A 15,504-nucleotide genomic window follows, 5' to 3' on the forward strand; every position below is an offset into this window, starting at 1 on the left:
CACGCCACGAAAGAAGAAACACCACGGCAAACGCAAAAGAGCCCTCTCCCCATCCCCTCCCAAAGAGAAGGAGCAAAGGCGAGGAGTGCTCAAGAAGATCAAGCCTCGTTCCCCGCCACGATGCCCATCACCGCCATGCGCACCGCAATGCCGTAGGTCACCTGCGGCAGGATCACGCTCTGCGGCCCGTCCACCACGGCCGAGTCGATTTCCACACCGCGGTTGATCGGGCCCGGGTGCATCACGATCGCGTCGGGCTTGGCCCAGCGCAGGCGCTCAGGCGTGAGGCCGAAGCTCTTGTAGTACTCCTGGCTCGACGGCAGCAGCGCGCCGCTCATGCGCTCGTTCTGCAGCCGCAGCGTGATCACCACGTCGCAGTCCTTGATGCCCTCTTCCAGCGTGTGACACACGCGCACGCCCATGTGCGAGAGATCCCCCGGCACCAGGGTGCGCGGGCCGACCACGCGCACGTCGGGGCAGCCGAGCGTGGTGAGTGCGTGGATGTCGGAGCGCGCCACGCGCGAATGCACCACGTCGCCGACGATGGCCACCGACAGCTGGGTGAAGTCCTTCTTGTAGTGGCGGATGGTGTACATGTCGAGCAGGCCCTGCGTCGGGTGCGCATGGCGCCCGTCGCCGGCGTTGACCACGTGCACATGCGGTGCCACGTGCTGCGAGATCAGGTAGGGCGCACCCGACTCGGAATGGCGCACGACGAAGATGTCCGCGGCCATCGCGCTCAGGTTGGCGATGGTGTCGAGCAGCGACTCGCCCTTGGCGGTGGAGCTGCGCGCGATGTCGAGGTTGATCACGTCGGCGCTCAAGCGCTTGGCCGCGATCTCGAAGGTGGTGCGGGTGCGCGTGCTGTTCTCGAAGAACAGGTTGAACACGCTCTTGCCACGCAGCAGCGGCACCTTCTTCACCTCGCGGTCGCTCACGCTGACGAAGTTGGCGGCGGTGTCCAGGATCTGCGTGAGGATCTCGCGCGAGAGTCCTTCGGTGGACAGCAGGTGAATCAGTTCACCGTTCTTGTTGAGCTGGGGGTTGCGTCGCACGGTCAGGCTTCCTTGGTTTCCAGCACGAAGCTCAGGCGCCCGCTGTCGTCGCGCGCGAGTTCCAGCGAGCTGCCCGCGGGCAGCTCGAGCCGGGCGGCGCACAGGTTGGCTTCGATCGGCAGTTCGCGCCCGCCACGGTCCACCAGCACCGCCAGCTGCACGCTGGCCGGGCGGCCGTAGTCGAACAGTTCGTTGATGACGGCGCGCAGTGTGCGGCCGGTGTAGAGCACGTCGTCCACCAGCAGCACGTGGGCGCCGTTGATCTCGAACGGCAGCACGGTCTGCGCGCTGGCGGCCAGGCCGCGCTGGGCGAAGTCGTCTCGGTGCAGGCTGGAGGAGATCACGCCGGCGTTGCCGGGCAGGCCCAGGTCACGCTGCAGGCGCTCGGCCAGCCAGGCGCCACCCGAGGTGATGCCGGCCAGCGCGAGCGGGTGCGGTGAATCCGCCAGCAGTTGCCGCACCGCCGGCAGCAGCGCGGCGTACAGCGCCTCGGCGTCGGGCGGGGTGGCAGGCGAAGAAGAAGTGGGCGGCGGCGACGTCAAGGCAGGCTCCTCAAAAACTGTTCCAGGATGATGCAGGCCGATGCGGCGTCGGCGTCCTTGGCACCCAGGCTGTGCGCCTCGGTGGTGCTGTAACGCTCGTCGACCTCGAACACCGGCAGGCCGTGGCGCCCGCGCAGCTGGCGTGCGAACTTCAGCGCGCGCGCGGTGTTCTCGTGGGGTGCACCGTCGGGGTGGTAAGGCACACCGACCACCAGGGCGTCGGGTTGCCATTCTTTCAGGCGTGCGGCGATCTGCACAAACCGTGCGTCGCCTTCGGCGGCGATGGTGGCCTGCGGCGTGGCGCTGCGCGTGAGGCGGTTGCCACTGGCCACGCCGGTGCGCTTCAGGCCGAAGTCGAACGCCAGGAACAACTGGCAATGCGCCGGGACTTCATGGGTCGTGGGCGCAGGCGTGTTCACGGTCATGCGTGGCCTGCGTCTGGCGACAACATCCACGGTTGCAGGCCGAGCAGGGCCATGGCGCGTTCGTAACGCTCGGCCACCGGTGCGTCGAAGATCACACTCGGGTCGGCTTCCACCGTGAGCCAGCTGTTTTCGGTGATCTCGGATTCGAGCTGACCCTCGCCCCAGGAGGCATACCCCAGCGACACGAACACACGGCGCGGGCCGGCGCCGGCGGCCATGGCTTCGAGCACGTCCTTGGAGGTGGTCATCTCCAGGCCGCCCGGGATCGACAGGGTGGAGGCGTAGACCGACTCGCCCTCTTCGCCGACGATGGCGTCGTGCAGCACGAAGCCACGTTCGGTCTGCACCGGGCCGCCCTGGAACACAGGCAGCTCGTTCAGGTCGTCGCGGCCCATGGGCAGGTCGACTTTCTCGAACAGGCGCGGCAGCAGGATGTCGCTCGGTTTGTTGATCACCAGGCCGAGCGCGCCGCGTTCGCTGTGTTCGCACATGAAAACGACGCTGCGGCCAAAAAGCTCGTCGCTGAGGCCGGGCATCGCAATCAGGAAATGATTGGTCAGGTTGATGGAGGCAGAATCAGCGGACATGGCGCGATTTTAAGCCGCCGACTCTGCCGCTCTCCGGGAGGCAGGGGCAACCCCCGCTCTGGCCCATGAACAGCTACGACAAAGGTCTGATGTGGTTCCGCCGCGATCTGCGTGCAGAAGACAACGCGGCGCTGTACCACGCGCTCAAGGCATGCCGCCAGGTCTGGTGCGTGTTCGTGTTCGACACCGAGATCCTGGACCCGCTGCCGCGCCAGGACCGGCGGGTGGCGTTCATCCGCGAATCGCTGGTGGAGCTGGACGCGCGGCTGCGCACGCTGGGCGAAGAGCATGGCAAGGCCGGTGCCGGCCTGATCGTGCTGCATGCGCCGGCCTTGCAGGCGCTGCCGGCGCTGGCGCAGCGGCTGGGTGTGCAAGCGGTGTTTGCCAACCACGACGACGAACCGGCAGCGCTGGCGCGCGACGCCAGGGTGTTCGGTGACCTGGCGCACGCCGGCATCCTGCTGCACAGCCACAAGGACCACGTGATCTTCGAGCGGCGCGAGGTGCTGACCCAGGCCGGCCAGGCCTTCGGTGTGTTCACGCCCTACAAAAACGCCTGGCTGAAGGCGCTCACGCCCTTCCACCTCAAGACCTACCCGGTGGGCCGCTACGCCGCCACCCTGGCCACCGTGCCGGCCGAACTCGCCCGGCCGGTGCCGAGCCTGGCCGAGATCGGGTTTGAGCCCAGCAACCTGGCGCAACTCCCCATGCCCACCGGCACCAGCGGCGCGCACCAGCTGTTCGAGGACTTCGTCGAGCGCATCGACCGCTACGACGAGGCGCGCAACTTCCCGGCCGTGAAGGGCCCGAGTTACCTCAGCGCGCACCTGCGCTTCGGCACCATCTCGATCCGCACCCTGGCCTCGGTGGCCTACCAGATGCACCTGCAGGGCATCACCGGTGCGAGCACCTGGCTGTCCGAACTGGTCTGGCGCGACTTCTACCACCAGGTGCTGGCCAACTTTCCGCATGTGGTGGAGAAGGCCTTCAAGGCCGAGTACGACGCCATCAAGTTCGAGCACAACAAACACGCCAAGGCCCAGTTCGCGGCCTGGTGCGAAGGGCGCACGGGTTACCCGCTGGTGGACGCGGCGATGGCGCAGATCAACCAGACCGGCTACATGCACAACCGCCTGCGCATGGTGGTGGCGAGTTTCCTGGTGAAAGACCTGGGCATCCACTGGCAGTGGGGCGAGCGTTATTTCGCCGAGCACCTGATCGACTTCGACCTGGCGGCCAACAACGGCGGCTGGCAGTGGGCGAGCTCCAGCGGCTGCGACGCCCAGCCCTGGTTCCGCATCTTCAACCCGGTGACGCAGAGCGAGAAGTTCGACCCGCAGGGCAAGTTCATCCGCCGCTACCTGCCGCAGCTCGCCGGCCTGCCCGACGCGGTGATCCACGCGCCCTGGAAAGCCAACGAGATCGAGCTGGCCGCGGCCGGCGTGGTGCTGGGCGAGAACTATCCGCAGCCGATCGTGGACCACGCCGAGGCGCGCGAACGCACGCTGCTGCGTTATGCGGTGGTGAAACAGCCCAACAAGATCGACGCCCCGCGCGCAAGCACCAGAAAGACCAAGGCGCCCGGAGGCGCCTGATCGATGCGGCAAACGGCGGCCTAGCCGCCGGCAGGCTCAGGCTTCGGCCGCCGCCTTGGCGTAGTGACCGATCAGGGCCAGCAGCTCGTCTTCGGAGTACGGCTTGCCAAGGTAGTGGTCCACGCCCAGTTCACGCGCGTGCTCGCGGTGTTTTTCCGCGATGCGTGAGGTGATCATGATCACCGGCAGATCGGACAGGCGCACGTCGCTGCGGATGTTGCGCACGAGGTCGAAACCGTCCATGCGCGGCATCTCGATGTCCGACAGCACCACGGTGGGCCGCTCCAGCTGCAGCTTCTCCAGCGCCTGCAGGCCGTCAGCGGCCAGCGTCACGCGGTAGCCTTCGCGCTGCAGCAGGCGCTGCGTGACGCGGCGCACGGTGATGGAGTCGTCCACCACCAGCACCAACGGCACGGCGTTGACCTCCATCGCGCCAGTGGGCGCGAGCGCGGCATCGTGCGAGTGGGTGGCCTGCGGCGCCAGGCGCTGCTGGCCGGCCACCCACTCCGGCACCTGCGCGCCATACACCGTGGCCAGGGCCACCGGGTTGTAGATCAGGGCGACGGCGCCGGAGGCCAGCACCGACATGCCGGCCAGACCGGGCAGGCGCGAGAGCTGCGAGCCCAGGTTCTTGACCACCACTTCCTGGTTGCCCAGCACTTCGTCCACGTGCATGGCGACCCGCTGGGCCGCGCTGCGGAAGATCACCACCGGCTGGGTACGGCCCTGCAGCTCGGTCGAATGCGGCGACGATTGCAGCAGCGCACCGGACCAGTAGAACGGCACCTCTTCGCCGGCCACGTTGAGGTGCCCACTGGCGTAGGCCTTGCTCAGGTCGTCGCTGCTCAGGCGGCGCACCACCTCGACCAGGTTGGACGGCACGCCCAGCGTGAGCGAACCGGCGCGCAGCATCACCACCTGGGTGACGGCGGTGGTCAGCGGCAACACCAGCTTGAAGCTGCTGCCACGACCGGCCTGCGTGGCGGTCTCGATACGGCCGCCGAGGGCGATCACGTCGTTGCGCACCACGTCCATGCCGATGCCACGGCCGGCGAGTTCGGACACTTCGCTGGCGGTGCTGATGCCGGGCTCAAACACCAGATGGGCGGCCTCTTCGTCGCTCAACTGCGTGCCGGGCGCAATCAGGCCCTGGGCCAGGCCTTTTTCGCGCAGGCGCGCGAGGTCGAGGCCGGCGCCGTCGTCGGTGAAGACCAGCGAAACGTCGTTCAGTTCGTGGCCGAGCACGATTTCGATCTGGCCTTCGGCCACCTTGCCGGCCTGCTGGCGCCGCTCGGGGGCTTCGATGCCGTGCACCACGCTGTTGCGCAACAGGTGTTCAAACGCGCCGGTCATGCGGTCGAGCACGCCGCGGTCCATTTCGATGTTGCCGCCGGTGATGTCCAGCCGCACCTGCTTGCCGGTTTCCTTGGACGCCTGCCGCACCACGCGGTACAGGCGCTCGGAAATGCCTTCGAATTCCACCATGCGCGTGCGCAGCAGGTCGCGCTGCAGTTCACGCGTCTGGCGCGCCTGGGCGACCAGGCTGTCTTCGGTGGCTTCCACCGCGCGCTGCAGGTTGCGCTGCACGGTGGCCACGTCGTTGACCGACTCGGCCATCATGCGGGTGAGTTCCTGCACGCGGGTGAAGCGGTCGAACTCCAGCGGGTCGAACGACTGGTCGGCATCACGCGCCTGGGCCAGGCGCGACTGCATCTGCGTTTCGGCCTGCAGCTCGATGTCGCGCAGCTGACCACGCAGGCGGTCCAGGTTGCCGGTGAGATCCTTGAGGGAACCACGCAGGGTCACCAGCTCGGACTCCATGCGCGAGCGGGTGATCATCACCTCGCCGGTCTGGTTGACCAGGCGGTCCAGCAGCTCGGGACGCACACGCACGGCAGCACCCGCACGGGTGTGCAGCGCGGCCGGTGCCTGCGGCAGCGACAGGCCGCTGAGGCCGGTACCTGCTTCGGCCACGACCGTTGCCGGGGCTTCGACGGGCTCGGGTGCCACCACCTCGGCCACCGGCAGTTGTTCGGGCGCGGTCTGCACGACCTGCACCGCTTCGGCGGTTTGCTGGTCGGCGTGGCGCAGCAGTTCAAAACGTGCGCTGATGGCGTCGAAGGCGCCTTGCAGCGGCTCGATGTCGGCGCTGCGCTGCACATCGGAGCCCAGGCGCTCGGCCGTGGTCTCCATGCGGTGCGCCATTTCACCCAGGCGCAGTGCACCGGCCAGGCGCGCACTGCCTTTGAGCGTGTGCAGGTTGCGCAGCACTTCGGCGCGCGCGCTGCCGTTGTCGGGCCGTGCCACCCACTGGCGCAGGGCGCCATCGAGTTTCGGCATCAGCTCCTGCGCTTCTTCGACAAAGATCGGGAACAGGTCCACGTCGATCGTGTCCACCGCGTCGATGTCGTCGTCGATGTCCTGCACGGCGCCGTGGGGACGGCGATGGTCGGTGTGCGGCGCGGTGAACGCCGTGCCTTGCTCCAGACCGGGTGCTTCAAAACCGGTCAGGGGCAACACGGGCGCGGCATCGGCCACCGGCTCGGCTTCCGCGGCCTCATCGGTCTGCGAGGGCTCGGGCCGTGGGTCGTGCACCACGCGGTACAGCGCGGCCAACAGCTCGGCCTGGGGCTCCTTCAGGAAGCCGGCCGCGAACTGGTGCAGCAGGCGGCGGATGTCGTCGGCCGCGTCCACAAACAGGCTTGCGTGTTCGGCCAGCGCCGGCGTGCCGGCCTGCTGGTGCAGACCGACCGAGCCGATGGCGTGTTCCAGCGCGCGCGCGATGTTCGACAGAGACTGGAAGCCCACCGTGGCCGAACTGCCGGCCAGCGAATGCGCCAGCGCCTCGGCCTGTTCGGGCACCGCTTCATGGCGCTCCAGTGCCCACTCGGCCAGCACCGTGCTGAGACGGCGCGACCACTCGTCCGCTTCGTTCAGGTAGACGTTGTAGAGCTTGATGCCGATGCGCAGGGAGCCGATGACACGCGTCTGCTCGTCGGGAATCGACGCTTCGGTTTCGAATGCGCTTGGCGTGGCGGGCGGTTCGATGGCTTCGACGGACGCCGCTGCGGGCAGCGGATCGTTGACCTCCTCGGCCACCGGGCTTTCGGGTTCGGATGCCGTCACGGCCTCGGCCGCTTCGGCGGACGGGATGTCAAAGGTTTCGGCGAGTGCGTCTGTCGTGTCTGCCACTTGAACCGGCTCGGGCACCGATTCGGACACCGGCTCGGACAGCCATTCGATGTCGGCTGCCGCGTCGTCCAACAGCGGTGCCGGCTCCAGGGCCTCCACGGCATCGGCCGCAACGGGTTCGGGCGCTGGCGCAGCGGGCTCGGGCTCCGCCTGCGCCGCAGACGAGAACGCGGCCAGGCTGCCGAAGTCGATGTCGGCCAGCAAGGGAGCCGCGTCCAGCGCTGCCGCACCGGCGGGAGTGTCCAGTGCGGACGCCGGCACCTCCAGCACTTCGGGCAACGCCTCAGGCACCTCGGGTACTTCAGGCAGTTCGGGCACCAGAGCCACGGTCTGCGCGACCTTGCCGTCGTCGGCAGATGCCGGCGTTGCGCTGTCCGCCGGCGCCACGTCCATCACGGCATCGAGGTTGAGGTCGAAGTTCGGGGCGGCCACCGCCTCCACCACCGGGGCGGCCTCGGCCACCTGGGGTTCGAACACATCCTCGGCCCACAGACCGGCCGGCGGCGGTGTCACCGCGGGCTGGGCCAGCGGCAGGTACTGCCCCTGGTCGCGCAGGGCTTCGGCACTGCTGCGGAAGGGCTGGGCGCGCCAGGCGTCGGCGTTGCGCGCCGAGATGTCACGCACCCAGCGGCCGAACTCGTTCATGGCCTCGCCGGCCAGGGTCAGCAGCGGCGGACTGGCCGGACGCTGTTCGGCCAGCACGGTGTTGATCAACTGCTCCATCGCCCAGGCGGCTTCCCCGAACTCGTCGAGGCCGACCATGCGCGAGCTGCCCTTGAGGGTGTGGAAGGCACGGCGCAGCGTGGTGAGGTGTTCCAGATCGGCCGGCTGCACCTGCAGGTGCGAGACCGCTTCCAGGCCGTTGTCGACCACTTCGCGGGCCTCCTCCAGGAAGATGTCCAGCAGGTCGTCTTCTTCGTTGTCTCCGTTGCGCGTGGCCTCCGGCTCTTCCAGCGGCATCGGGCCGGAAGACTCGCTCAGTTCCACCAGCGCCTGTGCACCAGCGCTGGGGTTGTGGTTGACCACCGCTTCGGCGGCGTCGCGCGCGGCACGCGCCACGCCCGATTGTTCGGCCAGCGACGCCTGGTCGGCCAGGCTGCCCAGCTGTTCGCTGAGATCGACCAAGCTGAGCCCGCCCTGCACGCCATCCACCACGCGCTGCACGCCGTGGCTGATGGCTTCGGCTTCTTCGCGCGCCGGGGCGTACAGGGTGCTGGCGCCGATGGTGCGGCCCATGAGCGGCTGCAGCTCGCCCTTGTTTTCGTCGAATACGAACAGCTTCTTGGCCAGCCCGGGCTGGTAGTTGAGCATGTCGACCAGGAAACTCATCGCACTGAGGTTGTTGCCCAGTTGCTGGAAGGTGCCGGCTTCGCGCGCCAGCTCTTCGTCCACCTCGGTGTCCAGGATCTGGTCCACCGTGGCGCGCATGCGCCCCACGGTGTGCACCGCCTGCGGCAAGCCCAGCACCGAGAGCACACCACGCATCTGGCCGAGGTGGGACACGGCCACGTGCAGGCCGGCCTTTTCGGCCGGGTTGCGGAAGAACTGGTCGAGCGACTTCTCCACCTCGCCGAGCGAGACCTTGAGTTCACCCACCACGCTGCCCATGGTCTGGCGGTCGCTCACGCGGCGGTAGAGCTGCTCCATCCAGGCGTCCAGCGGCTGCGCGGGCTGGCCGGCCAACACGTTTTCCAGGCGCGAGGCCAGGGCCTGGGTGCGTTCGGTCAGTTCCGGAGCGCTGGGGTCGAAGTCTTCAAAAGCGGCTTCAAGGTAGAGCGTGGTGGTGGCCACCTCCATCGCGAGTTCGGGGCGCACGCTGCTGCCTTCGTTCAGCGCATGGTCAGCCGCTTTCACCAGGGCCTGGGCCAGCACGGTGCTGGCCGGGTGCAGCTTGAGCAGGGAGTCGCCGATCAGGCTGAACTGGTCGGCCACCTGGCGCGCCCGGCTGGTGTCGCCACCCGAGAACAGCGACCAGACTTCCTTGGCCGTGTGGATGCGCTTGCGCGCCTGTGCCAGCACCGCCGGGTCGTAACGGCCCAGCGTGGCCTGGTGGTAGTCCACCGATGGCAGGTTGTCGAGTTCAAAACGCTGGCGCACCGCCGCGAGGTGCGGGGCGCTGGCCGCCGGCACCGCAGCGGGCTGGGCGCAGAAGAACAGCAGGTCGTGCAGCAAGGTCTCGGAGACCTGGCGCTTGCCCTGCAGGATGTGCACGAACTGCAGCAGGATGCGCGAGGTGGCGCGCTTCACGTAAACGTCGGGAGCCAGCAGGCGCTGCGCCTGGGCCTCGAAGAACGCGGCGGACACGCGCCAGAAGGTGCGGGCGCGCACCTCGTTGGCACCGGCCGACAGACCGGCACTGAGTTTGGCCAGTTGCTGGGCCGCGGCGGTGCTCTGGGTCTTGACCACCAGCAACACCAGGCGGTCGAACAAAGACCGGATGGCGGCATTGGCTTCCAGCGGTGTGGCTTTCTCGGGCGCACCGATTTCCACGCCTCGGTGCTCAAAGGGCCAGAGGTCTGCCGGGTGCACACGTTCGGCGGCCGCGAGTTCCTGCACGTCGCGGTACTGCGCGAACAGGGCCACGGGCTGCACGCTCTTGTTGTTGAGCACCGCTTCGAGGTATTCGATCAGCGCGAAGCTGGCGCGCTCGACCTTGGCGGCGGCGGCTTCGGTGCAGGTGGCCGGGCGTTGCACGAAGCGCTGCACCGCAGCCTCCATGGCCAGCAACACCTGGGCCGGGCAGCTCAGGCCGACCATCTCCAGCGCGCCGACCGCCTGGTGCAGCTGCTGGCGGGCGAGCCGCAGCGACACCGGGTCGACCGCTTCCAGGTCGTTGTTGCGCGACTGTTCGGTCTCGCGCACAAAACGTTTGATGGCCTTGTTGGCCCCGTCGAGCGATTTGCGCAGCTCTTCAAAGACCCACGCCAGCGGGCCGAGGTCGGCAACCGCTGTGTCCGCGTGAGGGCTGTCTGCTTCGTTGGCGATGTCGAGCATGTTCTTCCAATGAGGTTAGACAGGCACGGAACGGGTTCAAGCGATCTTGAACCGTGCCACCGACTGGCGCAGCTCCTCGGCCATGGCCGAGAGTTCACGCACCTGCTGCGCCGTGGAACGTGTGCCTTCACCGGTCTGCTCGGTCACCGCGAAGATGTGCTGGATGTTGTCGGCCACCTCGTTGGCCGAGTCGGCTTCGCGGGAGGCGGCAGCGGAAATCTGCTCGATCAGCTCGGCCAGTCGGCGCGACACGCGGTCGATTTCGCTCAGTGCGGTACCGGCGTTGTCGGACAGCTTGGCCCCTTCGACCACACCCTGGGTGGAGCGCTCCATGGCGGCCACCGCATCCTGCGTGTCGGTCTGAATCGCTTTCACCAGCGCCGAGATCTGGCGCGTGGCGTCGGCCGAACGTTCGGCCAGCCGCTGCACTTCTTCCGCCACCACCGAGAAGCCGCGGCCGGCTTCACCGGCGGACGCGGCCTGGATGGCGGCGTTGAGTGCCAGCACGTTGGTCTGTTCGGTAATGTCCGAAATCAGTTCGGTGATTTCACCGATCTCCTGCGACGACTCGCCCAGGCGCTTGATGCGCTTGGAGGTTTCCTGGATCTGGTCGCGAATGGCGTTCATGCCGCCGATGGTGTCTTGCACCGCCTGCAGGCCGGACTCGGCCGCTTGCAGCGAAGCGCGCGCCACCGTGGCCGATTCCTGTGCCTGGCCCGACACCTGGTTGATGCGCTGCGCCATGTCCAGCACCGACTGGCCGGTTTCGCGGATTTCGCGCAGCTGTTCCGTGGAAGCGGCCAGCAGCTCGGTGGACGTGCTTTCCACCGCCGAGGTGGTTTGCGCCACGCGCGTCGCCGTGGCCTGCACGTTGCCCACCAGCGAGCGCAGTTCTTCCACCGTGTAGTTCACCGAGTCGGCGATGGCGCCGGTGATGTCTTCGGTCACCGTGGCTTCCTGCGTCAGATCGCCTTCGGCCACCGTCTGCAGTTCGTTCATCAGCCGCAGAATGGCGGCCTGGTTGGCGTCGTTGACGCGCTTGGCGTCCTGCTCCTGCGACTCGGCCGAGAGGCGTTGCGCTTCGGCCGTGAGCTGACGCTGGCGGCTGTCCTGGAGCTGCACATAGGCCAGACCACCGGCGCACAGCAGCGAGAACAGGGCAGCCAGTGCCAGGGCCAGCAGCGCACCACCACCCACGCCGGAGCGCGAGGACAGTTCGCCTTGCAGTTGCTCCAGCCCCAGGCGCAGCGGCTCGCTGTCGGCAATGATGCTGGCTTGCGCTTCACGCGCCGACACCAGGCCCTGCAGGTTGCCGAGGATGGCGCCGGCTTCGACGCGCGTGGCTTCGTACAGCTTGAGCAGGGCGTCCAGGCGCTCGCGCACCTGGGCGTCGCGGGCCGGCGCCAGGCGCAGCTCATCGCTGCCACTGAGCAGGCCTTCGGCGATTTCCTTGAAGGTGTTCAAGTCCTTGCCGAGCAGGAACACGGCTTCCGGGCTCACGCCTTCCATGGTCAGGAATTCGTTGGCGGACTTGCCGATGCGCTGGGTCAACATCACCAGCTGGCCGGCGGCGGAGATTTCGGCGGCGGGCGCGTTCTGCTGCAGCTTGAGCGACGACACCGTTTCGGCGATCTCCAGCAGGTCGGACGACTGGCGGTTGACGGTGCGCAAGGCGTTGCCGACCTGGGTCAGGATGGCTTCCTGCGCCATCACCGCTGCGGCGTTGCGTTCGGCCAGATCGATCTTGGGCGTGAGCGCTTCCAGCTGGGCCTCGTAGACAGGGCCCAGGGCGGACAGGGACAGATCGCTGTCGCCGCCCTTGAGGCCGCGGAAGTTGCGCGCCATCACGGTCGAGCTGTCGCGCACCTCGGGGAACGCGGCCGGACTGCCGATCAGGGCCTGCGAAACGCTCTTGGCCAGACGCTGCGACTGCATCAGTGACTGCCCGCTGGCGGCCACTTGCTGGCCGACCTTTTCGGCCTGGTTCAGGGTGTAGAGGGTGACACCACCCAGCACCACCAGGCCCACGGCCAGCAACACGGCCAGCGTGCGCTGGTGCTGCTCGGCGAGTTTGCGGCCCAGCAGAGGCAGGGTCACCAGGCCGGTGCGGTCGGCACTGCCGCCCTCCTCGTCGACCATGGCTGCACCCGCATAAGCGCCGCCACCCGGGCTGGGTGCAAGACGGGCCGCAGCGAGTTCGGCGAACTCCTGGTCGGTGGTGTTGGCAAGGTCGGGCTCGTCACCGGCTTGCTTCTTGAACATACCCTGGAATCGATCAAGCATGGCCATGTAAACACCTTCTCACTGAAACAGAATGATGACGAATGGACCCAGGGTCCGCGGGAGAGCCTTCAGGCCGCGATCGCCAGAAACTCGGGTTCGGCCACCAGAACCTGCAGATCCAGCTCTTGCCAGGACTGGCCCTGCAGGTCCACCAGGGACCGGATGAAGTACGCGGGAGCGCCTTCGGGGTTGGACCCGACGGCGGAAAACATGGCGGGGTTGCGCAAGCCGAGCAGGCGGTCGATCCAGATCACCGCATTGACGCCCAATGCGGTGTGCAGGCTGACCAGACGGGCTTCGGACGAGACCCGCTCGCTGGCGGGCAGCGCCGGGCTGGCATCGGGGCGGCTGACGGCTTCGTCCACCAGGCGCGCAAGATCGATCACCCCATGCAGACCGCCGCGCAGGCTGGCCACCCCGGCGTACCAGGGTTTGGTGTAGGGCACACGTTGCAGCGGGGACCAGGGAAAGATTTCGCCGGACTGCACCAGCGGCAACAGGTAACGCTGGCCGCTGGCCTCGACGGCCAGCCAGGTGGCGGTGACCGCCTCGGTCTTGGCGGCTGTCAGTCGCTGCGCCAATCGCTCCTGAAGCTCCTTGAGGGATTGACGCTTGGCCATGCTGGTTGCTGCGAATTCAGTGGGCGCGGGCGCTCAACCCAGCGCCCGGATTTTCGACAGCAGCTCTTCGGCGTCCACCGGTTTGGTGACGTAGTCACGTGCACCCTGGCGCATGCCCCATACGCGGTCGGTCTCCAGGCTTTTGCTTGTGCACATGACGATTGGAATGCTCGAGAATTGGGGGTCACGCGTGATGGCTCGCGTGAGCTGGAAGCCATTCTGACCGGGCATCACAACGTCCATGAGGATCAGGTCGGGCTTTTCCTCGGTTAGACGACGAAAGGCCTCGTCCGCATTCTCGGCGGTGGTCACTGTGTAGCCATTTTTACCCAACAAATCCGACAGGACCATGAGTTCGGTTTTCGAATCGTCGACCACGAGAATTTTCCGAATGGGCATCACAGTGCTCCGGTGAGGTTGGCGCCGAACTGCTGCACCGCGTGCAGCAACTGGTCTTTGGTAAAGGGCTTGGTGAGATAGTCCTGGCAGCCCACCATGCGGCCACGGGCCTTGTCGAAAACGCCATCCTTGGAGGACAGCATCACCACCGGGATATTGGCGAAGCGCTGGTTGCGCTTGATGATGGCGCAGGTCTGGTAACCGTCCAGGCGCGGCATGAGGATGTCGCAGAACACCAGGTCGGGCTGGTAGTCATGGATCTTGGCGAGGGCATCGAAGCCGTCGTCGGCCAGCAGGACTTCATGCCCGCCCTGCTTGAGAAAAATCTCGGCGCTGCGCCGGATGGTGTTGCTGTCGTCAACCACCAGGACTTTGAGGGCGGGCGTTGTGCTCACGTTTCACTGGCTCCAGAGTGGTAAGAGAACAGTCAGAGGACAGTTGGCGAGGCCCCGCGTGAGGGCTTGGCCACGAAGCCGGGCGTCAGCCCTCAGGCTTCAGATCTGAACCATTTCAAAATCTTCCTTGCGGGCTCCGCATTCGGGGCAGGTCCAGTTCATTGGCACTTCGGCCCAGGGCGTGCCGGCGGCCACACCATGTTCGGGAGCGCCTTCGGCTTCATCGTAAATCCAGCCACAAATCAGGCACATCCACGTCTTGGTTTCGGTCATGGTTTATAGGGGGCATGTCTTAGAATACAACGATTGTATCGAGCGACCTACACCGCTCCGCGAGCCATTCACACCGGCTGTCGCTCCTGTCCGGCGCCCTGCGCAACATGCCTCACGGCTCGGGCATCACAGCACCATCCCCTCCGCACAAATCCCCATGCCCGATACACCCGAAGTCCCAGTCTCCACCGTGGTGGAGGGCCCGGGCGAAAACTCCCTTCCCTGTGTCATGACGTTCAACGCCAACGACCCCAGCGGCGCGGGCGGACTGAGCGCGGACATCACCGCCATGTCGAGCGCGTCGGCGCATGTGCTGTCTGTGGTCACCGGCGCCTATGTGCGCGACACCTCGGACATCCACGACCACATCGCCTTCGATGAAGAAGCGGTGGCCGACCAGGCGCGCTGCGCGCTGGAAGACATGCCGGTGCAGGCCTTCAAGGTCGGCTTCGTGGGCAGCCCGGAGAACCTGAGCGCGGTCGCCGAGATCACCTCCGACTACAACGAAGTGCCGGTGATCACCTACATGCCGGACCTGTCGTGGTGGGACGAGCTCGCGATCGAGACCTACCTCGACGCCTGCGCCGAACTGCTGCTGCCGCAGACCACCGTGCTGGTGGGCAACCACAGCACCTTGTGCCGCTGGCTGTTGCCCGAGTGGGAAAGCGACCGGCCGCCAACGGCGCGCGAGGTGGCGCGTGCGGCCGCGGTGCACGGTGTGCCCTACACCCTGGTGACCGGCTTCAATGCCGCCGACCAGTACCTGGAAAGCCACCTCGCCACGCCCGAATCGGTGCTGGCCACGGCGCGTTACGAACGTTTCGAAGCCACCTTCACCGGCGCCGGCGACACGCTGTCGGCCGCGCTGTGTGCGTTGATCGCGGGCGGCAACGACCTGCAATCGGCCTGTGCCGAAGCGCTCACCTACCTCGACCAGTGCCTGGACGCCGGCTTCCAGCCCGGCATGGGCCATGCCGTGCCGGACCGCCTGTTCTGGGCCCACGATGACGACGGCAGCGACGACGAGGATGAAGCCGCACCGGGCAGCGGCACCGAGAGCACGCTGGACGTGGACGATTTCCCGCTCGACACCACGCGGCATTGAAGCAACCCGCCCCTGTCGCTCGCGCATGGCGCGGGGCAA

The 15,504-nt window shown here is 67.2% G+C and carries 12 protein-coding genes; 2 read left to right on the plus strand and 10 right to left on the minus strand.

Translation table 11 applies throughout. The annotated features are described in order from the left end of the window. Positions 1–98: 98 nt before the first annotated feature. The 4 genes from HPA01S_RS03545 to HPA01S_RS03560 are packed head-to-tail and all read right to left on the minus strand — an operon-like array spanning position 99 to position 2,609. Positions 99–1,061 (minus strand): aspartate carbamoyltransferase catalytic subunit, encoded by a 963-nt coding sequence (locus tag HPA01S_RS03545; RefSeq protein ID WP_066267256.1) that lies wholly within the window; start codon positions 1,059–1,061, stop codon positions 99–101. Further along, positions 1,058–1,597 carry a bifunctional pyr operon transcriptional regulator/uracil phosphoribosyltransferase PyrR gene (gene pyrR, locus HPA01S_RS03550; RefSeq protein ID WP_066266782.1) on the minus strand — a complete coding sequence of 180 codons (540 nt, stop codon included), beginning with the start codon at positions 1,595–1,597 and terminating at the stop codon, positions 1,058–1,060. The genes HPA01S_RS03545 and pyrR overlap by 4 nt, the downstream gene beginning before the upstream one ends. After that, positions 1,594–2,022 carry a Holliday junction resolvase RuvX gene (gene ruvX / locus HPA01S_RS03555; protein WP_066266784.1) on the minus strand — a complete coding sequence of 143 codons (429 nt, stop codon included), beginning with the start codon at positions 2,020–2,022 and terminating at the stop codon, positions 1,594–1,596. Before ruvX ends, pyrR begins: the two co-directional genes overlap by 4 nt. Further along, the gene (locus HPA01S_RS03560) at positions 2,019–2,609 is read right to left on the minus strand and encodes a YqgE/AlgH family protein (RefSeq protein ID WP_066266786.1); all 591 of its coding nucleotides are present in this window, start codon (positions 2,607–2,609) and stop codon (positions 2,019–2,021) included. Before HPA01S_RS03560 ends, ruvX begins: the two co-directional genes overlap by 4 nt. Before the next feature lie 65 nt (positions 2,610–2,674). Here HPA01S_RS03560 and HPA01S_RS03565 point away from each other — a divergent pair, with 65 nt between their 5' ends. Next, entirely contained in the window at positions 2,675–4,204 is a 1,530-nt protein-coding gene (locus HPA01S_RS03565) for a cryptochrome/photolyase family protein (RefSeq protein WP_066266787.1), read from the plus strand. A 36-nt stretch (positions 4,205–4,240) separates the two neighbouring features. Here HPA01S_RS03565 and HPA01S_RS03570 read toward each other — a convergent pair whose 3' ends face one another. The 6 genes from HPA01S_RS03570 to HPA01S_RS03595 form a co-directional block, all read right to left on the minus strand. After that, entirely contained in the window at positions 4,241–10,390 is a 6,150-nt protein-coding gene (locus HPA01S_RS03570; RefSeq protein WP_066266789.1) for a hybrid sensor histidine kinase/response regulator, read from the minus strand. Positions 10,391–10,426: 36 nt separating this feature from the next. Beyond that, positions 10,427–12,679: a methyl-accepting chemotaxis protein gene (locus HPA01S_RS03575; RefSeq protein WP_066266792.1), complete on the minus strand. Its 2,253-nt coding sequence runs from the start codon at positions 12,677–12,679 to the stop codon at positions 10,427–10,429. Positions 12,680–12,741: 62 nt separating this feature from the next. Continuing rightward, positions 12,742–13,293 (minus strand): chemotaxis protein CheW, encoded by a 552-nt coding sequence (locus HPA01S_RS03580; protein ID WP_066266794.1) that lies wholly within the window; start codon positions 13,291–13,293, stop codon positions 12,742–12,744. 33 nt (positions 13,294–13,326) lie between these two features. Next, complete coding sequence (locus tag HPA01S_RS03585) at positions 13,327–13,692, minus strand: response regulator (RefSeq protein WP_066266796.1); 366 nt, start codon at positions 13,690–13,692, stop codon at positions 13,327–13,329. Then, entirely contained in the window at positions 13,692–14,087 is a 396-nt protein-coding gene (locus tag HPA01S_RS03590; RefSeq protein WP_066266798.1) for a response regulator, read from the minus strand. Before HPA01S_RS03590 ends, HPA01S_RS03585 begins: the two co-directional genes overlap by 1 nt. A gap of 99 nt (positions 14,088–14,186) precedes the next feature. Next, positions 14,187–14,360 carry a rubredoxin gene (locus HPA01S_RS03595; protein WP_066266800.1) on the minus strand — a complete coding sequence of 58 codons (174 nt, stop codon included), beginning with the start codon at positions 14,358–14,360 and terminating at the stop codon, positions 14,187–14,189. Positions 14,361–14,517: 157 nt separating this feature from the next. Here HPA01S_RS03595 and thiD point away from each other — a divergent pair, with 157 nt between their 5' ends. Next, positions 14,518–15,465, plus strand: coding sequence for a bifunctional hydroxymethylpyrimidine kinase/phosphomethylpyrimidine kinase (thiD, locus tag HPA01S_RS03600; RefSeq protein WP_066266802.1), 948 nt, complete (start codon positions 14,518–14,520; stop codon positions 15,463–15,465). The last annotated feature ends 39 nt before the right edge of the window (positions 15,466–15,504 follow it).

This window comes from Hydrogenophaga palleronii NBRC 102513, from assembly GCF_001571225.1.
GTDB classification, from domain to species: Bacteria; Pseudomonadota; Gammaproteobacteria; order Burkholderiales; family Burkholderiaceae_C; genus Hydrogenophaga; species Hydrogenophaga palleronii.